This window comes from uncultured Salinisphaera sp. (assembly GCF_964012375.1).
GTDB lineage: Bacteria > Pseudomonadota > Gammaproteobacteria > Nevskiales > Salinisphaeraceae > Salinisphaera.
The window spans coordinates 1-19,338 of record NZ_CAXGSH010000080.1 but is presented as its reverse complement, the minus strand read 5'-3'; the positions used below and the strand labels follow the sequence as shown (position 1 = coordinate 19,338).

The 19,338-nt window shown below is 63.5% G+C and carries 20 protein-coding genes and 2 pseudogenes; 12 read left to right on the top strand and 10 right to left on the bottom strand.

Annotation, left to right across the window (positions count from 1 at the left end):
- Nucleotides 1-353: 353 nt before the first annotated feature.
- The 3 genes from ABNU97_RS13560 to ABNU97_RS13550 all read right to left on the bottom strand — a co-directional run bounded on the left by ABNU97_RS13560 (nucleotide 354) and on the right by ABNU97_RS13550 (nucleotide 1,708).
- On the bottom strand, nucleotides 354-539 hold the full coding sequence (locus tag ABNU97_RS13560; RefSeq protein ID WP_348767227.1) for a CsbD family protein: 186 nt from the start codon (nucleotides 537-539) through the stop codon (nucleotides 354-356).
- 235 nt (nucleotides 540-774) lie between these two features.
- On the bottom strand, nucleotides 775-1,305 hold the full coding sequence (locus ABNU97_RS13555; protein ID WP_348767226.1) for a cytochrome b: 531 nt from the start codon (nucleotides 1,303-1,305) through the stop codon (nucleotides 775-777).
- Between the two features lie 31 nt (nucleotides 1,306-1,336).
- A complete protein-coding gene (locus ABNU97_RS13550; protein ID WP_348767225.1) occupies nucleotides 1,337-1,708 on the bottom strand; it encodes a VOC family protein in 372 nt (123 codons plus the stop codon).
- Nucleotides 1,709-1,888: 180 nt separating this feature from the next.
- On the opposite strand from ABNU97_RS13550, the gene ABNU97_RS13545 reads away from it, so the two are divergent.
- Together ABNU97_RS13545 and ABNU97_RS13540 are read left to right on the top strand one after the other, a co-directional pair.
- Complete coding sequence (locus tag ABNU97_RS13545) at nucleotides 1,889-2,839, top strand: ABC transporter ATP-binding protein (RefSeq protein WP_348767224.1); 951 nt, start codon at nucleotides 1,889-1,891, stop codon at nucleotides 2,837-2,839.
- Complete coding sequence (locus tag ABNU97_RS13540; RefSeq protein ID WP_348767223.1) at nucleotides 2,836-3,597, top strand: ABC transporter permease; 762 nt, start codon at nucleotides 2,836-2,838, stop codon at nucleotides 3,595-3,597. The genes ABNU97_RS13545 and ABNU97_RS13540 overlap by 4 nt, the downstream gene beginning before the upstream one ends.
- A gap of 9 nt (nucleotides 3,598-3,606) precedes the next feature.
- Here ABNU97_RS13540 and ABNU97_RS13535 read toward each other — a convergent pair whose 3' ends face one another.
- Both ABNU97_RS13535 and ABNU97_RS13530 read right to left on the bottom strand, forming a co-directional pair.
- Nucleotides 3,607-4,038: a 3D domain-containing protein gene (locus ABNU97_RS13535; RefSeq protein WP_348767222.1), complete on the bottom strand. Its 432-nt coding sequence runs from the start codon at nucleotides 4,036-4,038 to the stop codon at nucleotides 3,607-3,609.
- Nucleotides 4,039-4,267: 229 nt separating this feature from the next.
- Complete coding sequence (locus ABNU97_RS13530; RefSeq protein WP_348767221.1) at nucleotides 4,268-4,627, bottom strand: hypothetical protein; 360 nt, start codon at nucleotides 4,625-4,627, stop codon at nucleotides 4,268-4,270.
- 263 nt (nucleotides 4,628-4,890) lie between these two features.
- On the opposite strand from ABNU97_RS13530, the gene ABNU97_RS13525 reads away from it, so the two are divergent.
- Nucleotides 4,891-6,333, top strand: a complete 1,443-nt coding sequence (locus tag ABNU97_RS13525; RefSeq protein ID WP_348767220.1) for a diguanylate cyclase — start codon at nucleotides 4,891-4,893, stop codon at nucleotides 6,331-6,333.
- Here ABNU97_RS13525 and ABNU97_RS13520 read toward each other — a convergent pair.
- Nucleotides 6,330-7,085, bottom strand: coding sequence for an MBL fold metallo-hydrolase (locus ABNU97_RS13520; RefSeq protein ID WP_348767219.1), 756 nt, complete (start codon nucleotides 7,083-7,085; stop codon nucleotides 6,330-6,332). The two genes, ABNU97_RS13525 and ABNU97_RS13520, sit on opposite strands and share 4 nt — an antisense overlap.
- Nucleotides 7,086-7,265: 180 nt before the next feature.
- On the opposite strand from ABNU97_RS13520, the gene ABNU97_RS13515 reads away from it, so the two are divergent.
- The 6 genes and pseudogenes from ABNU97_RS13515 (at nucleotide 7,266) to ABNU97_RS13490 (ending at nucleotide 11,721) form a co-directional block, all read left to right on the top strand.
- Nucleotides 7,266-7,820, top strand: coding sequence for a DUF2058 family protein (locus ABNU97_RS13515; protein WP_348767218.1), 555 nt, complete (start codon nucleotides 7,266-7,268; stop codon nucleotides 7,818-7,820).
- A gap of 70 nt (nucleotides 7,821-7,890) precedes the next feature.
- Nucleotides 7,891-8,919, top strand: a pseudogene (rsgA, locus tag ABNU97_RS13510) (ribosome small subunit-dependent GTPase A); the annotation flags it as partial.
- Between the two features lie 571 nt (nucleotides 8,920-9,490).
- Nucleotides 9,491-10,177, top strand: coding sequence for a CsgG/HfaB family protein (locus tag ABNU97_RS13505; protein ID WP_348767217.1), 687 nt, complete (start codon nucleotides 9,491-9,493; stop codon nucleotides 10,175-10,177).
- A 2-nt stretch (nucleotides 10,178-10,179) separates the two neighbouring features.
- The gene (locus ABNU97_RS13500) at nucleotides 10,180-10,557 is read left to right on the top strand and encodes a DUF4810 domain-containing protein (protein WP_348767216.1); all 378 of its coding nucleotides are present in this window, start codon (nucleotides 10,180-10,182) and stop codon (nucleotides 10,555-10,557) included.
- A gap of 3 nt (nucleotides 10,558-10,560) precedes the next feature.
- Nucleotides 10,561-11,220 carry a GNA1162 family protein gene (locus ABNU97_RS13495; RefSeq protein ID WP_348767215.1) on the top strand — a complete coding sequence of 220 codons (660 nt, stop codon included), beginning with the start codon at nucleotides 10,561-10,563 and terminating at the stop codon, nucleotides 11,218-11,220.
- A 78-nt stretch (nucleotides 11,221-11,298) separates the two neighbouring features.
- The gene (locus ABNU97_RS13490; protein WP_348767214.1) at nucleotides 11,299-11,721 is read left to right on the top strand and encodes a hypothetical protein; all 423 of its coding nucleotides are present in this window, start codon (nucleotides 11,299-11,301) and stop codon (nucleotides 11,719-11,721) included.
- Between the two features lie 114 nt (nucleotides 11,722-11,835).
- Here ABNU97_RS13490 and ABNU97_RS13485 read toward each other — a convergent pair whose 3' ends face one another.
- The 3 genes from ABNU97_RS13485 to ABNU97_RS13475 form a co-directional block, all read right to left on the bottom strand.
- On the bottom strand, nucleotides 11,836-12,933 hold the full coding sequence (locus ABNU97_RS13485) for an acyl-CoA dehydrogenase family protein (RefSeq protein WP_348767213.1): 1,098 nt from the start codon (nucleotides 12,931-12,933) through the stop codon (nucleotides 11,836-11,838).
- Nucleotides 12,934-12,945: 12 nt separating this feature from the next.
- Nucleotides 12,946-14,133 (bottom strand): acyl-CoA dehydrogenase family protein, encoded by a 1,188-nt coding sequence (locus tag ABNU97_RS13480; protein ID WP_348767212.1) that lies wholly within the window; start codon nucleotides 14,131-14,133, stop codon nucleotides 12,946-12,948.
- Between the two features lie 93 nt (nucleotides 14,134-14,226).
- Nucleotides 14,227-15,195 carry a YihY/virulence factor BrkB family protein gene (locus ABNU97_RS13475; RefSeq protein ID WP_348767211.1) on the bottom strand — a complete coding sequence of 323 codons (969 nt, stop codon included), beginning with the start codon at nucleotides 15,193-15,195 and terminating at the stop codon, nucleotides 14,227-14,229.
- A gap of 113 nt (nucleotides 15,196-15,308) precedes the next feature.
- Between ABNU97_RS13475 and ABNU97_RS13470 the strand changes: the two genes are divergently transcribed.
- From ABNU97_RS13470 to sulP, 3 genes are all read left to right on the top strand, one after another.
- Nucleotides 15,309-16,097 (top strand): thioesterase family protein, encoded by a 789-nt coding sequence (locus ABNU97_RS13470; protein WP_348767210.1) that lies wholly within the window; start codon nucleotides 15,309-15,311, stop codon nucleotides 16,095-16,097.
- 120 nt (nucleotides 16,098-16,217) lie between these two features.
- Nucleotides 16,218-17,225 carry an NADP-dependent oxidoreductase gene (locus ABNU97_RS13465; protein WP_348767209.1) on the top strand — a complete coding sequence of 336 codons (1,008 nt, stop codon included), beginning with the start codon at nucleotides 16,218-16,220 and terminating at the stop codon, nucleotides 17,223-17,225.
- A gap of 265 nt (nucleotides 17,226-17,490) precedes the next feature.
- Nucleotides 17,491-19,209: a sulfate permease gene (sulP, locus tag ABNU97_RS13460; protein ID WP_348767208.1), complete on the top strand. Its 1,719-nt coding sequence runs from the start codon at nucleotides 17,491-17,493 to the stop codon at nucleotides 19,207-19,209.
- A gap of 15 nt (nucleotides 19,210-19,224) precedes the next feature.
- Here the strand turns inward: sulP and ABNU97_RS13455 are convergent.
- Nucleotides 19,225-19,338, bottom strand: a pseudogene (locus ABNU97_RS13455) (DUF72 domain-containing protein); the annotation flags it as partial.

Sequence of the window (19,338 nt, the reverse complement as noted above, 5' to 3'; positions counted from 1 at the left end):
CTAGCCGCCAAAAAAAAACGCGCCGGGGAAGCCCCCGGCGCGCCATGTTCGAGAACGGGCCTAGCCAGGGAATGGCCAGGGCGGCTCTTCACAACCTGTCGCGGTCGCGCCGGCGTGCTTTGCGCGCGACTGAAAAAACAAGCGAGAGCGTAGCGCGCCCAAGCCAATAACAAGTGGCACGCTAGCGAATACTGACGCTGTTCAAGCGTGCGCAAAGCCCCGGCCCCAAAGGGGTTCGGCCTCACAGACGCCGCGACTGCGTTGCCAGGCTTGACCTGCCAATAAGGCAGGCGCTGCGCCTGGACGCCTTGCCGCACCGTCTGTGAGGACTCGAACGCGATCCGCGAGAGGTTCTAGTCCTTGAGCTTGTCCCGAACCTTGTCCTTGGCCTGGCCTACCTTGTCCTGAACCTTGCCCGTCTTGCGCTGGGCCTTGCCTTCGGCTTCTTTCTGTTCGTCGCCGGTGACCTTGCCGATGCCTTCCTTGACGGCACCTTTGACACGGTCGGCTGTACCCTGCTTGCGATCATCATCAACCATGGAAATACTCCTTGATGAGCCGGTCGACTGCTTGAGCCCTACCGGCAGGTTGGATTCTCGAATACACCGGAGCCGCCATCGAAACAGGCGGGCCGCGGATGCATCCGGCGGCAGTGTTGCCGCGCCACGCACGATGTTGTGCGTGTACAGATACATTGGGGCCGATATGGGTACGGCAGTATCCGGTTAACTACGGACAACACGCGCGATTCGTTCAGGCAGGCGAAAGCGAGTCTCAAATCATGCGGTCGAGCGTGCGATCCGCCAGAATCACGCGGTGAAAAAGCACGCCGGCGAGATGCAAGACGACAAGCGCCAGCGTGGCCCAACTCAACCAGTAGTGGATCGCCGACAGCAGGGGCGCAATCTCCGGCGACTTGCCGATCGGGCTGGCCACCGGCAGCACGCCAAACCAGTCGAGCGGAAATCCGTGGGCGTTGGTCGCCAGAAACCCGCTGATGGGCATCGCGATCAGCGCGAGATAGAGCGACCATTGCACGGTATCGGCAAGCCAGGCCTGGGCACGCGGCATATCGCCGTGTCCCGGCGTTTGCGTGAGAAAACGCACGCAAAGCCGGGCCAGCATTAACCACAGCACCAGAAAGCCGAGCGATTCATGCCAGAGATAGAACCCGGTCTTGGCATCGTCTCGCACGAAGGAGATGACCTTGCCCAGCGGCCACACCGCAAAGACCAGAATCGCCACCAGCCAGTGAAACGCCCGCGCAACAGGATGAAAACCCGTGGCCGAGGGGGACGAAATCATATGCACCTCCGCCCGGGTAGCGCCCGGCACATCAGCCAAAGTGATAGAAGCAGATCTTGTTACCGTCCGGGTCGCGCACATAGGCGCCATAGAACTGATCGGGAATACGCTGACCCGGCGCACCGTCGCAGCTCGCACCCAGTTCGATCGCCTGATGATAGATCGTATCCACCGCGGTCTTGGAGCCGGGATGGAATGCAACCATATTGCCGTTGCCGGGGTCATGCGGCTGTTCATCGTAGGGAATGCATACCGCGAGCATCGGCTCGCTCATCTTCTTGCCGATGAAGCAGATGCGCCCCATATCCATCAGCACGCGGGCATCCATGTCGGCGAGCAGCTTCGAGTAGAACGCCTTGGCTCGGGTCATGTCGCTCACGCCCAGGGTCACATAGCCGATCATTCGATTCTCCAGTTGTCGTTCATACGCCATGCGAGCGTACACGAGCTTGCGTGGCGATAGCGGTATCGTTCGCGCTGGCGCAATTTGCCTTGTGCGCGCAGCGCCGTAACCTACGCGCTTTGCCTCGACACCGCTTTTGCCCAGGCCGGATGCGGCCGGCCCACGAAAAGGACTGTCACGTTGGCTTCGATCATATCGATTCGCAATCTCGAAAAGCGCTACGACTCGGGCTTTCGGGCGCTCAAGGGCATCGACCTGGATATTCCGGACGGCGATATTTTCGCCCTGCTCGGGCCGAACGGCGCCGGTAAGACCACGCTGATCAACGTGATCTGCGGCATCGTCAATCCCAGCGGCGGCACGGTCGAAGCCGCCGGCCATGACATCATCACCGACTATCGCGCAGCGCGCTCGCTGATCGGTCTCGTACCCCAGGAGCTGACCACCGACGCCTTCGAAACGGTCTGGGCCACGGTGAGCTTTTCCCGCGGGCTGTTCGGCAAGCCCAAGAATCCGGCGCATATCGAGAAGGTGCTCAAGGATCTGTCGCTCTGGGACAAGCGGGACAACATGCTCATGACCCTGTCTGGCGGCATGAAGCGCCGGGTCATGATCGCCAAGGCCCTGTCTCACGAACCGCGCATTCTGTTTCTCGACGAACCCACTGCCGGCGTTGACGTGGAACTCCGGCGCAGCATGTGGGAGGTGGTGCGATCGCTGCGCGAACACGGGGTGACCATCATCCTCACCACCCATTATCTGGAAGAAGCCGAACAGATGGCCGACCGTATCGGCGTGATCAACGCAGGCGAAATCGTGCTGGTCGAACGCAAGAGCGAACTGATGACCAAGCTCGGCGAGAAACGCCTGACCCTGCAGCTCGAACAGGCAATCGAGCAGGTGCCGGAGGCGCTGTCCGCGCATGATCTCGAGCTCGCCGATGCCGGGCGGGCCCTGATCTATACCTACAACGCCAACGACAAGCGCACCGGCGTCAACTCGCTGTTTCGGGATCTGGACCGCGCCGGACTGCGGTTGCGCGATGTGGACACCAAGCACAGCTCGCTGGAGGAGATCTTCGTGGATCTTGTGAAGGCGCCAACGACCGAGAGCACAAGGAACGACGCATGAACATCCATGCCATTGCCGCCATCTACAAGTTCGAAATGGCCCGCACCTGGCGCACGCTGTTCCAGAGCGTGGTTTCGCCGGTGATATCCACCTCGCTGTACTTCGTGGTGTTCGGCTCGGCCATTGGCTCACGGATCGACGAAATACAGGGCGTGAGCTACGGCGCGTTCATCGTGCCCGGGCTGATCATGCTGTCGCTGATGACGCAGAGCATTTCCAACGCCTCGTTCGCGATCTATTTCCCCAAGTTCATCGGCACTGTCTATGAACTGCTGTCCGCGCCGGTTTCCTATGTGGAAATCGTGATCAGCTACGTAGGCGCGGCCGCCACCAAATCGGCCGCGCTCGGGCTGATCATCCTCGGCACGTCGTTTTTCTTCGTGGATATCAGCATCGCCCACCCGTTCATGATGCTGGTGTTCCTGGCGCTCACCGCCATCACCTTCAGCCTGTTTGGCTTCATCATCGGTATCTGGGCCGACAACTTCGAAAAGCTGCAGATCGTGCCGCTGCTGATCGTCACCCCGCTGACCTTTCTGGGCGGGACCTTCTATTCAATCGATATGCTGCCGGCGATTTGGCAGAAGATCACCCTGCTCAACCCGGTGGTCTATCTGGTGTCCGGTTTTCGCTGGAGCTTTTACGACGTGGCCGACGTCAACGTGTTTGTGAGCCTGGGCATGATCGGCGTCTTTCTGGCCGCCTGCCTGCTGGTCGTCGCCTGGATCTTCAAAACCGGTTATCGCCTGAAGTCCTGAGACGTCCGATCAATTCGCGTCGGCGACCAGATACTGGATCTCGATATTCTTGCGGCCCCATTTCAGCGCGCGCTTGCGCTTGGCGAAGAGGATATCGATCTTGTTGCGCCAGCGTCGGTGCATCTTGTCCTGCACGGTATAGGTGCCGGGCAGGCCTTCGACGCGGACTTTGGTGCCATGGGTCAGGCCCAGTCGAATGAGATCGCGGGATACGGCGATCGCCTTGTCGCCGGGCTCGAGCTGTTCGCCGAAGGCGGTCAGGCCGATGTTGCCCTGCTTGGTTTCTTCTTCGGCAAGGGTGAACGACGTGGCCGTGACTTCGAGGGTTTCCCAGTTCGCGGCGCTGTCGGCATACACGGGCGTCGTGCCCCCAACCGCCATGGCCAGGGCGATGCTGCCCAGCCAGCGCCAGCGTGAAGCGTGCGAAAACGTCTCTTTCATCGAGGCCTCCATCGAGGCGCCACACGAGTGTAACGCCAGTGAAATCACCCCATTAGTACCATGTTCTCAGCAAGATAGCCGCTATGGCTCATGCACCGGATGCAGAGTACGCGTCGCCGATGCGCGCTATATGACTGTCGTAAGGCGGTTTTTTGACATCTTTCAAACAACCCGCCGACGCCAGCCCCGAGGGCGAAGCGAACCGTGTTCTGCGGGTTGTTTGCCGACATCAATCGGGCAATAAACGCCAGCCGTTATCGCCTTCGTTGACGCGCACGGTCGTGGTTTCGACCTTGCGATTGTCGCCGGCCACGATGTCGTAGCGCAGCTGCAGCTCATAGTCTTGGTGCTCGAGTTCACGCGATTCCAGAATCTCGACGTTCTCGATATGGATGTCATCCGGATTCGGCGCACCCATGGCGCGCATGAACTCGACGCCGGATTCACCCCCCAACGCCCGCATCGCCGACTGGGCGTTTTCCAGGCTTGCGCGCACCTGTGTTTCCAGCAGCGGCTGTACGTCACCGGCATCGGGCGCACCCGAACAGGCGGCCAGGAAAGCCACTACAACGAACGAAACACAGGCCATTCGGACACGTCGTCCGATCGACAATCCAACTGTTTTCATCGGTATCTTCAAAACCATGAACATGATTACTAATCCCGCATGCAGACATCGTGATGCGGGGCCGATAACAACGGTATAAGCCAGGCACGACACGCCGACAAGCGTCTCGCGCTACCCAAGGCGCAAACAACTGATTAAGCTAATCGCGGCGAACCGATGCGGCGATAAAGTCTCCTGACCGCCTCAGCGGCCCACGGCCCACCGCCCTATTCCCAGAAAGAACAATGCTGGCTCAAAAGAAAGTCTATCTGGCGGTCGCACTGGCCGGCGCGCTCGTATTCGGTTTTATCGCAACCAGCGTGATCAGCTATTTTCTGGCCAGCGATTCGGTCAACGATCATATCGCCGAGGAAACGCTGCCGCTGACCAGCGATAACATCTATTCCGAAATCGAGCAGGACCTGCTGCGCTCGGTGCTTATTTCGTCGCTCATGGCACACGACACGCTGCTACGCGACTGGACCCTCGACGGCGAAGCCGGCCCCGACAAGATCGTGCGCTATCTGCGCGAGATCCAGAACAAGTACGACACGACCACGGCCTTCTACGTATCGGAACAGACGCGCAACTACTACCACGCCGACGGCGTTCTCAAGCAGGTGTCGGCCGACGACCCTCAGGACGCCTGGTACTTTCGTACGCGCGAGCTGAACACGCCCTACGAAATCAATGTCGATACCGACACCGCCGATCCAAGCCGCCTGACCATCTTTCTCAACTATCGGGTAACCGACTACCAAAACCGGTTCATCGGCGTGACCGGCATCGGGCTGTCCGTTGACTCGGTTGCCAAGCTGATCGCCAGTTATCAGACCCGCTATGCCCGAGAAATCTATCTGACCGACCGCGAAGGCCGCGTCACCCTGCGTGGCCCGCGTTTCGAGGGCGCCGAGAATCTACGTGAACGCGCTGGCATGAGCCATATCGCCACCACGATCCTCGCCACGCCCAGCGCCTCGGTAAGCTACGAGAGCGCTCAAGGCCGGCGTGTGTACGTCAACAGCCGCCTGATTCCGGAATTCGACTGGTATCTGATCGTCGAGCAGGCCCAGTCCTCGGCCGAGGCACGCGTACTGGGTGCGTTGCTGCTCAATATCGGCATCGCCATCGCCATTGCCGCCCTGGTGGGCGCGATCGGCTGGTTCGCGGTGCGCAATTATCAGATGAGCCTGGAACAGATGGCCGGCACCGACCCCTTGACCGGCTGTACCACGCGCCGGGTGTTCGAGGCCATCTTCGATCAGGCGCGCAAGAACGCGTTGCGCAACCAGTCGCCATTGTCGCTGCTGGCCATCGATATCGACCACTTCAAGCACATCAACGACGCGTACGGCCATGCGGCCGGCGACCTCGTCCTCTATTCGCTGGCCGATACCTGCCGATCGCATCTACGCGATACCGATACGCTGTGTCGCTGGGGCGGCGACGAATTTCTCATTCTGCTCGTCGATTGCACCTTGTCCAACGCCCTGCACGTGGCCGACGCCATGCGTGCTGCCGTAGCCAGCCGTGCCGTGCGCCCCGGACAGGAGAGCATCGAATGCACGATCAGCGTGGGCGCAGCCGAGTACGAGCCGGGCGAAGAGCTTCGCTCGCTCGTCGCACGTGCGGATCTGGCGATGTATACCGCCAAACGGGACGGCCGCGATCAGGTGGCCAAGGCCTAGAGCGGCTTATACCAGTCGCGTAGGCGAACCTCGGTCGCCGGCTCGCGCCGGTTGACCAGCTCGCGAAAACGCTCGGTGTCCTGGCCGCGATAGTGATAGGGATAGACCACGGCCGGCGCAAAGTCGGCTACCGCATCCGCTGCCTCTTCGACGTCCATGGTGTAGGGCAGGTTCATGCAGACGAAGGCCACGTCGATATCCTTCAGGTCCCGCATTTCCTCGATGCCCTGCGTATCGCCCGAGATATAAACGCGCTTGTCGGCCAGGGTCAGCACATAGCCGTTGCCCCAACCCTTGGGGTGGTAGGCGTCGGCGCTGGGCGGCAGGTTGTACATGGGCACTGCATGAATACCCACGCCGGCATCGGTATGCACCTTCTCGCCGTTGTCCATGATCGTTTGTGCATGGCCGTAGCGTTCGCCGACCTCGTCGGCCACGGCCTGTGGCATGACCACGATCGCCTGGCGCAGATCCAGCCCGTTCAGCGTCTGCGGGTCCAGGTGATCGCCATGGCCATGGGTGAGCAGCACGATATCCGCGGTCGGCAGCCCGGCATAGGCCTCGGCGCCCTGGGTCGGATCCACGTAGATCGTCTGTCCATTCCAGTCGAGCACGAAGCTGGCATGCTGAATGCGATAGAGGGTGACGTCGCCATCAGCGGTGGCCACCAGCGTCTCGCCTTCAGGCGCGGCCCATGCAGTGGTCGCCAGGGCGAGCGCGGCGGCTGACAGTATCGATACGAACGTTTTCATGGATTCCCCTGCGGTGCACGGACAGACAGCGTAGCGCCAAATCCGACGCTTGCCACAAATGCCTTGCGCGGCCGAACTCGCATCGCTACGACACAGGGTTGGCTGACCGACGGCTGCGCAGCAGCGCCCGGCTTCGATAGAATGTGAGTATAGCCACGCATGCTCGTATCGAGACGCAAGATGTCGAAATCCCTGCAGGAACAGCTGCTGCAAGCCGGTCTGGCCAAGCCCAAGCAGGCCAAGAAGGCCCGCCGCGACAAGACCCGCGAAGCGCAGGCCGCCCGGCGCGACCCGAAGAAGGCCAAGGAGCAAGACCAGCTCGCCCGCGAGATTTCGGCCAAGGAAGCCGGCAAGCGCGACTACGACCGGCGCCTGAACGAACAGCGAAAGGCCCAGCGCGAGGCCCAGGAGCGCCAGCAAAAAGCGGTGCAGATCATCGAACGCAACCGGGTCGCAGCCGAAGGCGACAACGACCAGGCCGTGGCCTACAACTACAACGTCAACGGCAAGATCAAGCGGCTCATGGTCAGCGATACGCAGCGCAAGGCTCTGGCCGCAGGCCGCATGGCAATCGTGCGGTACCAGGGCAAGACGTCGCTGGTGAACGCGGACGTGGCCGAGCGGCTGCAGCCGTTAATCCCCAACCGCATCTGGCTTGCCACACCCGCCGATGACACGCCCGACCCCGACGATCCCTATGCCGACTACCAGGTGCCCGACGACTTGATGTGGTAAGCATGGCCGCACCCGCGTTGCCTATCGCAAGCCGGCACGCCGCCTCGCCTGCGCTGGGCGGCGCCTGTTGATGCCGGCTGACGTGGACGCCCTGCGCCGTATCGGTTGGCCGTTTGCAAGCCGGGCCGCAGACGGCGCCTGGGCCGACCTGCTGGCAGAACACCCCGCGGCAAGACCGGCCCGCGTGGTCGAACAGCACCGCAGCGGCTATATCGTCGCGGAAGACATCGACAACAGCTATGCGGTCGAATCCCTGCCCGACTGGCAACGACCACGCCTGCCCTCGGAGCAACGCCCGGCGGTGGGCGACTGGCTGCTCGTGAGCGGCGGCGACGATACCCACGCCCAGGCCGTTGCCCTTCTGCCGCGGCGCAGCACCATCAAGCGAAGCAGCGCCGGCAAGCACTACGGCCAACAGATCATCGCCGCGAACATCGATGTCGTATTCGTTGTTTCCAGCCTCGACGGCGACTTCAACCCGCGCCGTATCGAACGCTATCTGCTGCTGGTACGCGGCGGCGCGCGCCCGGTGGTAGTGCTCACGAAAACCGATATCGCCGAGGCACGCGAACCCGGGGCCGTGGAAAACGCAAAGGCAGCGCTGGCGACTCTGGACGTCGATGTGTGCACGCTCGACGCCACTGATCCGGCCAGCGTGGGTGCCCTGCAGCGCTGGCTGGCGCCCGGCATCACGGCCGTGCTCGTGGGCAGCTCCGGGGTCGGCAAGTCGACGCTCACCAACGGCCTGACCGGCACTCAGACCATGAAGACCGGCGCAGTACGGGCCAGCGATTCGCGCGGCCGGCATACCACGACCCACCGCGCGCTCATCCCGCTCACGGCCGGCGCCTGTCTGATCGACACGCCCGGCATGCGCGAGCTCAAGCCCACCGGCGAGGAGGATCTGGTCGAGGACGGCTTTGCCGATATCGAAGCACTGGCCACGCACTGTCGCTTTCGCGATTGCCGTCATGTGGGCGAGCCCGGCTGTGCGGTTCGCGCCGCGATCGACGCCGGCCAGCTCGACGCCGCTCGATTTGCGAACTACGAAAAGCTGCGCGGCGAGATCGCCCAGGCGGCCGACCAGCTCGCCCTGCGCGCCACGCGTACGCCCGGCGGTGCAAAAAAGCCGACCGGCGCCGGCAAGCGCGGCAAACGATCGCGCTGACTGCGACGCGGTAATGCGCGTTATCGGCCGCCTTCGGCAGGTTCGAATGCGCATCTTGGCTGCTCGCCCCCGAACGCTTCGCGCAAGCCATTGTTTCCATATGGGCCGGACGCCTGTAGCGCCGGAATTCACGTAGCGCGGTTGCGGGGGTACGGTACAAACGTTCTATAGTGCGGCGCAGGCCGAGATCGTCTTAACGATCGCCGGCTTGTTGGGGAAGCTCTGCATTACTTCTCGCGGTTCGCGTTCGAGTCTCACAGACGCCTTGCAGCGGCATCTGTGAGGCCTAACCGCTGAGCGGCCAATGCTTTGCGCGCTTGACCGGTGTCAGTGTTCGCTACCGTGCAACTTGTTTTTGGCTTGGGCACGCGACGCTCTCACTTGCTTGTCAATTGCGCGCAAAGCACCCGCCGCGACCGTGGCAGGTTGTGCGGAGCATGCTAAACGGCAAATCGGGATCGCCCGCGTAACACAGCGCGCGTACCCACTTGGGGGATACATCATGCTTGATCGTTTTTCTGCGCGGGCGCGCGTATTCGGCGTGCTCGTCATCGGGCTGTTGTTGCTGGGTGGCTGTGCTACCGAGTCGCATCGCAGCATCCAGCCGGAAACGGTGGCCAGCTACGGCACCGCCTACAACGGCCCGCGCTATGTTCTGGTGGTGGGCAACTTCCAGAACCGCTCGACCTATCGCCAGGGACTGTTCAGCGATGGCACCGACCGGCTCGGCAGCCAGGCCAAGACCATCCTCAAGACCCATCTGCAGCAGACCAACCGCTTTGCCGTGGTCGATCGCGACAACATGGCCCAGATCGCCCAGGAGGCCAAGATCAGCGGCACGCAGCAAACCCTGAAAGGCGCCCAGGTGGCGATCACCGGTGACGTGACCGAGTTCGGCCGTCGCACCACCGGCGACATGCAGCTGTTCGGCATTCTCGGTGCCGGCAAGACCCAGGTGGCCTACGCCAAGGTCGCGCTCAACGTAGTCGATGTCACCACCTCGGAAATCATCTACTCCGTGCAAGGCGCCGGCGAATACGAACTGAGCAACCGTCAGGTGGCCGGCTTTGGCGGCACCGCCGGCTACGACGCCACGCTCAACGGCAAGGTGCTCAACTTCGCCATCACCGAAGCCGTCAACAACCTGACCCAGGCCATGGAAAACGGCGCCTGGTCGCCGGTTCGCTAAGCATGAAACGACATACACGATTCGCGCGTGGCAGCGGCCTCGCAGCGCTCGCAGGTGCCCTGCTGCTGGCCGGCTGTGTCGCCCAACCGGAACCGCTCTATCGCTGGGGCGAATACGAAAACCTGGTCTATGCGATGTACATGAAGCCGGGCGAGGCCGAACCCGGTGTGCAGGCACAAAAGCTGCGTGCCGATATCGAGCGCAGTGAAGCCGAAGGCAAACGGGTGCCGCCGGGCGTGCATGCCCAGCTGGGCTATATGAACTACATGCAGGGCAACGAAGCCGGCGCGGCAGAACAGTTCGCGATCGAGCGCCAGCTCTACCCCGAATCCTCGGCGTTCATGACCACGTTCATCGAACGTATCCAGAAGGGGAGCTGACCGATGCGCCGCTATCTCGCACTGCTTGGCCTCATCGCCGCGTCGCTTCTGGCGACCGGCTGTGCCACATCCCCCGGCTACGACTACTCGGCCTATCGCGCCGACCCGCCGCGTTCGATCCTGGTGCTGCCGCCGATCAATAACTCGGTGGAAGTCAACGCGCCCTATGTGTATCTGTCCACGGTCACGCGCCCGCTCGCCGAGGCCGGCTACTACGTCTACCCGGTGGCGGTCGTAGACGCGTTCATGAAGGAAAACGGGCTGTCGGAACCGGCCGAAATGCAGTCGGTGCCGCTGAACAAGATCGACGAAGTGATCGGCCCCGATGCGGTGCTCTATGCCACGATCGAGGACTGGGGCCAGAAATTCCACGTGCTGTCGTCGGATACCACGGTGGACGTATCGCTGCGTCTGATCGATACCCAGACCGGCACCCTGCTCTGGGACGGCAAGGCGCGCGCGATCGAAGGCTCCAACAACAACCAGGGCGGCCTGCTGGCCGCGGTGATCGTGGCCGTGGTCGAGCAGATCGTGGATACCAGCGCCGATCGCACCCGCGAAGTCTCGCGCATGGCCAACGTCAATATGGTGGCCGACCAGAGCGATGGCCTGCCGCTGGGGCCCTACAACCCCGAACACGTCACCGACCCGCGTCGCCAGTAGTCACGAACTTGCACGCGGCCATGGCATGGCCGCGTGCCGCAGGCTAAATTGATGGCTGGCTTGAACCACGCAAACGCCATGCTCATCCGAATTGCCACTACCCTGTCGCTCGCCCTGCTGGCGAGCACGTCCGTGGCCGCCGAATCGACGGCGGCCGATATCGATGCCGCGCGTGCCGATGGCACCGGCGATATCGAGATATCGGAAAAATTCCGGCAACTCGACCGTAACGGCGACGGCCTGCTCAGCCGCAGTGAAGCCGAGGCCGACTATACGATCGGGGCGCTCTACGACTCGTTCGATACGTCTGCGACCATTGAAGGCGGGTCGAGTGAGAGCGCGGGCAGCGGCATCACGCTGGAACAGTTCGAAGCCGGCATGCAGGCGCTGGCCAGCGGCGGCGTAATCGGTCCGTCGGCCTCGGGCGGCGAGACGATCCTGGTTTTTCCCGACGGCACCATGGAACGGGTCAAGGGCACCGGTATTCAATCCGGCAACTGAACCGGCCTGTAAAGGCTTCACGGGGCCGGCCAAGGAACGGGGCGTCGCCCTAAACGAACGAAGCCGCCGGCGTTAGACCGGCGGCTTCGTTGCCGCGGTTACGAAGGCGCTGCCTCAGTAACCCTTCGCCCGGGCGAACCGCTCGGTACAGAAGTTGGCATCGCCGAACAGCTCGCTGGCCGCGCGCGCACGCTTCATGAAAAAGCCGATATCGAACTCATCGGTCATGCCCATGCCGCCATGCATCTGCACGCCTTCGGCACTGGCCAGCCGCGCGGTCTCCGCTGCCCGGGCCTTGGCCGCCAGGATCTGCAGCGAGGCATCGTCCGCGCCGGCATCGAACGCTGCCAGTGCCTGGAAGGCCATGGCTTCGCTGATTTCGATATCCACCGACAGATGCGCGGCACGGTGCTGGAGCGCCTGAAACGAACCGATGCGCTGACCGAACTGCTTGCGCTCGGACAGATACGTGAGCGTGCGTTCGAACACGGCGCGTGCCAGACCCACCAGCTCCATGGCCAGAATCGCACGACCGGCGTCGAGCACCGCATCCAAGGCGTTCGCATCGCCGTCGAGCAGCTCGGCTTTCGCGTCTTCGAATCGTACGTCGGCCATGCTGCGCGTATCCAGCGACACCACCGGCGTTGTCGCCACGCCGGCATCGCCTGCCTCGACTGCGAACAGGCGCGGCGTGCCGTCGAGCATCGCGCTTACCAGCAGCACGTCGGCGTTGACGGCATCGAGCACGAGCGTCTTGGCACCGCTGATCGTGTAGCCGTCGCCCGCTGATTGGGCTTCGGTGGCCACGCGTTCCGGGCGATGCTTGGCGCTTTCGTCGAGCGCCAGCGCCACTATCAGCTCACCGCTGGCAATCGAACCCAGCCAACGGCTTTTCTGGTCGGCGTTGCCGCCCCGGCCGATCGCGATCGCACCCAGTACCGCCGTCGACAGAAACGGCGTCAGGGCCAGGCGGCGGCCGACTTCGCGGGCCACCAGGCCGGCGCTGACCAGCCCGAAATCCATACCGCCCTGATCCTCGGGCACCAGAATGCCGGTCAGGCCGGATTCGACCATCGCCTGCCAGAGCTCGTGATCGTAGTCCTGGCCGTGGCTGCCGCCGCGAATCGCACGCAGCGTGTCCACGCTGGCCTTGTCAGCAAAAATACGCTCGGCCAGATCTGCGAGCATCTGCTGTTCTTCATTCAATATCATGGGGATGCCTCGCTAGCCTTTGGGAAGTTCGAGAACGGCGGAGGAGATGATGCCGAGCATGATCTCCGAGGTACCGCCTTCGATCGAGTTGCCTTTGGAACGCAGCCATTCGCGGGCATAGCGTCCGCCATTCGTGCGTTCGCTCTCCCATTCCAGGCCCTGGCCGCCCATGGCATCCATCATCAGGTTGTAGCGGCGCTTGTTGAGCTCGGTGCCGTAGTACTTGAGCATGGCCGAGCGCGCGCCCACGCCTTCGCCGGCCTCGGCCTTGGCGCGGGTATGCTCGACCAGCGCACGAAACGCCATCGCATCGATTTCCAGGCGGGCGATATCGGCACGCAGCATCGGATCGTCCAGCCGCCCGGCCTCGTCGGTGCCGACCGCATCAAGCGCCATCTTCGCCAGATCGCGCCCCTTGAGCAGACCCGGCGGTTCGCCGCCGATGTTGTCGCGCTCGTGGGTGAGCAGATACTTGGCGATCGTCCACCCCTGGTTGAGTTCGCCCACCAGATTGGCGCGCGGCACGCGCACATCGTCGAAGAAGGTTTCGCAGAACGGCGACTCACCCGAGATCAGCTGGATCGGCCGGGTCGATACGCCCGGGGTTTCCATGTCCAGAAGGATGAAGGAGATGCCGGCCTGCTTCTTGGCATCCGGATCGGTACGCACTAGGCAGAACATCTTGTCGGCCCGGTCGGCATAGGATGTCCAGATCTTGCGGCCGTTGACCACGAATTCGTCGCCGTCGATTTCGGCCGACGTCTTCAGGCTGGCCAGATCCGAGCCCGCATTGGGTTCGGAATAGCCCTGGCACCAGCGGATTTCGCCCCGGGCGATGGCCGGCAGATGCTCGCGCTTCTGTTCTTCGGAACCGAACTTCAGCAGCGCCGGGCCCAGCATCCAGAAACCGAAGTTGCTGACCGGGCTGCGCGCGTTGATACGCTTCATTTCGGCCTTGAATACGTCGTGCTCCGCCGGGGTCATGCCGCCGCCGCCGTATTCCACCGGCCAGGCCGGCGCGGTCCAGCCTTTCTCGACCATGCGCTCGAACCAGAGCCGCTGCGCCTCGGAGGAGAACTCCCACTGGCGGCCGCCCCAGACATGCTCCTTGTCGGAGGCCAGCGGCTGGCGCATCTCCTCCGGGCAATTGTCTTCCAGCCAGGACCGAACCTCGGCCCTGAACGCCTCCATATCGCGCATGCATCACCTTTTTTATTTGTGAAACGAAGTTTCGTGAAACCGAAGTATCTGACCGCCATGGCGACCGGTCAACCGTTCACTTGGTAGCGATTGTTACCGCGACCGGGCCGAATGGTCGGCCATATGGGCCCCACGCTGGCCCGCCGGCCGCGGGGCATGCACGGTTGTATCTTCTTCGACCTGATATTCCATCTGGGCGTTGAATTCAGCGCCCACGAGCACGGTCACGACCGTCACATAGATCAGCGTGAGCAGCATCACCACCGCGCTGAGCGAGCCATACAAGGCGGTGTACGAGTTCGAATAGGCCATGAACCACGAAAACGCCAGCGACCCGACGGTCCAGAACGCGACCACAACGCTGGCACCGGCACCCACCCAGCGCCAGCGCGGCGGCCGCCGGTCGGGCGCCCAGCGATACAGGGCCGCCAGACCGAACAGTAGAATCAGCCCGCCCACCGCCATGCCGGCAGCCCGTACCGCTTCCACCTGCCAGAGGCTCCAGCCCAGCCTCGATGCCGTCACCGGCAGCCCGATCGCCAGAATCGCGGTGAACATCAGGCCCGCGATGACGCCGATCGCCACGAACAGCGACTTGAAAAGCCGCCACCAGGTGCCGCGTTCGCTGTCCTCGTGGTAAGCCGTATTGAGCGCCAGCAGCAATGCCGCGACGCCCTGCTGGGCACACCAGATGGCCACGACGAGACTGAACAGGCCCGCCGCGACCAGCTTGGCCAGCGAGCGGCTGGACACCGACTGCATCTGATCGACAAGCGAGAGCACTACATCGGCCGGTACAAAGCCGCGCAGCGCCTGCATATCCTTGACCATCGCCTGCGGATCGGCGATCAAGCCGTAAAACGCGACGAACGCAGCCAGTGCCGAAAACACGGCGAACAGGGCCAGAAACGACACGCCCGCCGCGGTGATGGTCATATCGTGACGGCTGAACTCGCGGCTGACTCGGCGCACGATCTGCCACCAGCCGCGCCAGCCGATTTGTACCGGGCCCCGGGCATTGGCTACGCCGTCAGGCCGTGGGGCGGGATCGCGATCGGACATAGGCGAGTTCGTTGGCGAGGGCGTGACGTGAAGCGGGCCCGGACCGCCATGGCCAAGGATAATCATGGCAGCATAACCGGCCTTCGAATCCTTGAATATCGGTATCAGGCGAAATGGCCAACGACACGGCACGATCGGTTTTTCAGCGCGACGGCGACTATTTCGTCGCCACGGATCTGGCCCGCGGCCCCTGGGACGCGCGGGCCCTGCACGGCGGCGCGCCGGCCGCATTGCTCGCGCATGTGGCCGAACAGAACGCCGGCCACGAATTCGTGCTCGCGCGCCTGACGTTTGAGCTGAGCCGGCCGGTGCCGCTGGCCGCCCTGCAGGTCCATGCCGAGGCCAGCCGCGGCCGCAGCGCGCGCCGGATCACACTGGAGCTCGAGCACGACGGCGCCGTGGTAGGCCGTGCCATTGCCCTGATGCTGCGCGAGCAACAGGTCGTCGTACCCGACACGCGCTCGGATCCACTCACGCCCGCACCCGAGCAATGCAGCGCCCCATTCGAAACGCCCGGCATGCCCACCGGCGCGTTCTTTCACGATCAGGCCATGGAGATTCGCGTGGCCACCGGCAGCACCCGCGAAGCCGGCCCCGCGGCGGCCTGGTTTCGTCCGCGCGTAGCGCTTGTCGAAGGCGTCGAAACGAGTGCTGCCATGCGCGCCGCGGCCGCGGCGGACTTCGGCAACGGCCTGAGCTGGGTGCTGCCCTTTGACGACTATCTGTTCACCAATACCGATCTGACCGTCTATCTGCACCGGGCGCCGGTGGGCGAATGGATCGGCGTGGATGCGCAGACCGTCGCCCAGCCCAACGGCGTGGGCCTGAGCAGTTCCACGCTCTACGACACAAGCGGGCGTATCGGCATGGCCCATCAGAATCTGTTGATTCGCAAGCGCTAGCCTCGGCACCGCCGATCCGGTTGCACACAAGACATCGAACGAACGTTCGATTTTGCTTGCCGCCACGCGTACGAGCTTCTAAGGTGCATTGCACTTATTTGTTCAAACCACGGTACTGCCATGAGTTCGACCGATCAGAATCGCCAGTTTCGTCTCGCCGAACGGCCCCAGGGCCTGCCCAAGAAGAGCGATTGGGAACTGGTCAGCGAAGCCGTCGCCGAGCCCGGCAACGACGAGATCCTCGTTGCTGTCGAATACATTTCGCTGGATCCGGCCATGCGTGGCTGGATGAACGCCGGCAAGTCCTATATCAAGCCGGTGGAAATCGGTGAAGTCATGCGCGCGGGCACCGCCGGCACGGTACTCAAATCCAACCACGCCGACTTCGCCGAAGGCGACAAGGTATCCGGCAACTTCGGGGTACAGACCCATGCCGTGGTGGCCGGCAAGGACGCCCGCAAGGTCGATACCCGCCTGGCCGAACTGCCGGCCTATCTGGGCGTGCTGGGCATGCCCGGCATGACCGCCTATTTCGGCCTGCTGGATGTCGGCGGCGTGGCCGAAGGCGAAACCGTGGTGGTTTCGGCGGCCTCCGGCGCGGTGGGCGCGCTGGTCGGCCAGATCGCCAAGCTCAAGGGCGCACGCGTGGTCGGTATTGCCGGCGGCAGCGAAAAGTGCAGCTACGTCACCGATGAGCTCGGCTTCGACGCGGCCATCGACTACAAGAACGAAAACGTCTACAAGGCCATGAAAGAACACTGCCCCAAGGGCATCGACGTGTTCTTCGACAACGTCGGCGGCGAGATTCTGGACTTCGCGCTTGCCAACCTCGCCCTAAACGGCCGTATCGTGATCTGTGGCGCGATCTCGCAGTACAACGCCACCGACGGCATGTACGCGCCCAAGAACTACATGTCGCTGCTGGTCAACCGTGCCCGTATGGAAGGCTTCGTGGTGTTCGACTATGCCGATCGCTACGGCGAAGCCGCCAAGGCGCTGGCCGGCTGGCTGTCCGAAGGCAAGATCAAGCATCGCGAGGATATCGTCGAAGGCTTCGAGAATTTCCCCGAAACGCTGCTCAAGCTCTTCGAAGGCAGCAACTTCGGCAAGCTGGTGCTCAAGGTCTAGTATCCGGCCTGAATTCGCCCCGAAGCCGTATGCGCTTCGGGGCGACTGATGCCAAGCCGCGTTGCGTGTGAACGGCTGCCATTACCGCACGGCCCAAGCGCGCGCCACTTGGCAAACCAGAGCACACACCGGCCCATCGCCGGCGCCAGGCAAGCTCGTCAAGCAGTGCCAGTCGAGCTAGAGTTGCGCAGACAGCCACGCTATCTGCTTGCATGACCGACCAACCGACCCGTGGCAAACATCGAGCGACCGGCCGCGCACGCCCGTGAGCCGGCTGACCCACAGGCTGCGTTCATTGTTGGGGCCGCGCGCCTTGCCGAACTACGATCGAAGCGCCTTCACGGCCGATCTGGTGGCCGCAACGGTGGTCACCGCCCTGCTCATTCCCCAGGCGCTGGCCTATGCCCTGCTCGCCGGCATGCCGCCGGAAACCGGGCTCTATGCCAGCATGCTGCCGCTGGTGGCCTATGCCGTGTTCGGGCGCAGTCGTACGCTCGCCGTGGGCCCGTTCGCGGTGGTATCGATCATGACCGCGGCCGCCGCCGGCCAGGTGTCGGCCCAGACCGATATCGATAGCGTCACCGCCGCTATTACCCTCGCCCTGTTGTCGGGTGCGATCCTGGTGGCCATGGGCGTGCTGCGGCTGGGCTTTCTGATCAATTTTCTCAGCCGCCCGGTCATCTACGGCTTTATCGCCGCCTCCGGCGTGCTGATCGCTGCCAGCCAGTTCGGTCGTCTGCTGGGTGTCCAGGCCCGCGGCCAGACACTCTGGACCATCGCCCAGGCGCTCTGGCAGGAACACGACGCCATCCAGCCGGCGACCGTGCTGCTGGCCGGTATTTGCCTGGCCTGGCTGGTGGTCACACGGGGCTATCTGGCGGGCGCGCTCTCAAGGCTCGGCATTCCGCCAGCGAGCGCGCGACTGCTCGGACGTACCGGCCCGATCCTGCTGGTGCTGGCAACCACCGCCGCGAGCGCGGTCTATGACCTGCACGACCACGGCATTGCCACCGTGGGCACGGTAACCGCGGGGCTGCCTTCACTCTCGCTGCCGCTGCCGCCCTGGGCGTCATTAACCTATTTATGGCTACCGGCGCTGCTGATCAGCATCGTCACCTTCGCCGAGTCGGTGTCGATGGCCCAGACCCTGGCCGGCCCGCGCAACGAGCGGATTGCGCCGAATCGCGAGCTGGTCGGCCTTGGCGGCGCCAATATCGCCTCGGCGCTGTCCGGGGCCTTCCCCGTGAGTGCGAGCCTGTCGCGCTCGGTGGTCAACGACGAAGCCGGCGCACGCACCCGCGCCGCGGGCGCGCTCACCGCAGTGGCCGTGGCCTTGAGCGCGCTTTTCCTCATGCCCATGCTCGCCTATCTGCCGCTGGTCGCGCTTTCGAGCATTATCGTGGTGGCCATCCAGAGCCTGCTGAGTCCGAGCTCGTTTTTCAGCGCCTGGCGCTACTGCCGCCCGGACGGCTTCGCCTGGCTGGCGACGTTCGGAGTCACCCTGGTTCTGGGGGTCAGCGGCGGCCTGATGACCGGCGTCGCGCTGTCGCTGGTGATCTATATCTATCGCACGTCGAAACCGCACTACGCGGTGGTCGGGCTCATGCCGAACTCCGAGCATTTTCGCAACGTGCGTCGTCACGGGGTAAAAACCGCCCCGCACCTGACCATTCTGCGCATCGACGAAAGCCTGTATTTCGGCAACGCCCGGTTTTTCGAGCAGGTCGTCGACGAGATTCGCGCCAGCCAGCCCGAACTGACCGATCTGGTGCTCATGTGTCCGGCGGTGAACTTCATCGACTATTCGGCGCTGGAAAGCCTGGAGCTGATCAGCGACAAGCTTGGCCAGCACGGCGTGCGCCTGCATCTGGCCGAGGTCAAGGGCCCGGTCATGGACCGCCTGCAACAGACCGCGTTTCTCAAGGGCATGACCGGGGGCGTGTTTTTGAGCACCTACGACGCCTGGCGCACGCTCCAGCGGTAAGCACCGCGCTTGCGCTCAGCCGGCGACGCGCTGCTGCAGGGCCATCGCGGCCTGTGGCGCACGAACCTTGCCCTCGCGTATGAAATAGGCAAAGACATCGCGCGGCTGAGGGGCGTGGTCGGCATGCGG

Excerpts from the sequence above, each read along its gene's own strand:
- ABNU97_RS13560 (WP_348767227.1), bottom strand. The coding sequence starts at position 539 with ATGGTTGATGATGATCGCAAGCAGGGTACAGCCGACCGTGTCAAAGGT.
- ABNU97_RS13555 (WP_348767226.1), bottom strand. The coding sequence starts at position 1,305 with ATGATTTCGTCCCCCTCGGCCACGGGTTTTCATCCTGTTGCGCGGGCG.
- ABNU97_RS13550 (WP_348767225.1), bottom strand. The coding sequence starts at position 1,708 with ATGATCGGCTATGTGACCCTGGGCGTGAGCGACATGACCCGAGCCAAG.
- ABNU97_RS13540 (WP_348767223.1), top strand. The coding sequence starts at position 2,836 with ATGAACATCCATGCCATTGCCGCCATCTACAAGTTCGAAATGGCCCGC.
- ABNU97_RS13535 (WP_348767222.1), bottom strand. The coding sequence starts at position 4,038 with ATGAAAGAGACGTTTTCGCACGCTTCACGCTGGCGCTGGCTGGGCAGC.
- ABNU97_RS13530 (WP_348767221.1), bottom strand. The coding sequence starts at position 4,627 with ATGGCCTGTGTTTCGTTCGTTGTAGTGGCTTTCCTGGCCGCCTGTTCG.
- ABNU97_RS13525 (WP_348767220.1), top strand. The coding sequence starts at position 4,891 with ATGCTGGCTCAAAAGAAAGTCTATCTGGCGGTCGCACTGGCCGGCGCG.
- ABNU97_RS13520 (WP_348767219.1), bottom strand. The coding sequence starts at position 7,085 with ATGAAAACGTTCGTATCGATACTGTCAGCCGCCGCGCTCGCCCTGGCG.
- ABNU97_RS13515 (WP_348767218.1), top strand. The coding sequence starts at position 7,266 with ATGTCGAAATCCCTGCAGGAACAGCTGCTGCAAGCCGGTCTGGCCAAG.
- ABNU97_RS13505 (WP_348767217.1), top strand. The coding sequence starts at position 9,491 with ATGCTTGATCGTTTTTCTGCGCGGGCGCGCGTATTCGGCGTGCTCGTC.
- ABNU97_RS13500 (WP_348767216.1), top strand. The coding sequence starts at position 10,180 with ATGAAACGACATACACGATTCGCGCGTGGCAGCGGCCTCGCAGCGCTC.
- ABNU97_RS13495 (WP_348767215.1), top strand. The coding sequence starts at position 10,561 with ATGCGCCGCTATCTCGCACTGCTTGGCCTCATCGCCGCGTCGCTTCTG.
- ABNU97_RS13490 (WP_348767214.1), top strand. The coding sequence starts at position 11,299 with ATGCTCATCCGAATTGCCACTACCCTGTCGCTCGCCCTGCTGGCGAGC.
- ABNU97_RS13485 (WP_348767213.1), bottom strand. The coding sequence starts at position 12,933 with ATGATATTGAATGAAGAACAGCAGATGCTCGCAGATCTGGCCGAGCGT.
- ABNU97_RS13480 (WP_348767212.1), bottom strand. The coding sequence starts at position 14,133 with ATGCGCGATATGGAGGCGTTCAGGGCCGAGGTTCGGTCCTGGCTGGAA.
- ABNU97_RS13475 (WP_348767211.1), bottom strand. The coding sequence starts at position 15,195 with ATGTCCGATCGCGATCCCGCCCCACGGCCTGACGGCGTAGCCAATGCC.
- ABNU97_RS13470 (WP_348767210.1), top strand. The coding sequence starts at position 15,309 with ATGGCCAACGACACGGCACGATCGGTTTTTCAGCGCGACGGCGACTAT.
- ABNU97_RS13465 (WP_348767209.1), top strand. The coding sequence starts at position 16,218 with ATGAGTTCGACCGATCAGAATCGCCAGTTTCGTCTCGCCGAACGGCCC.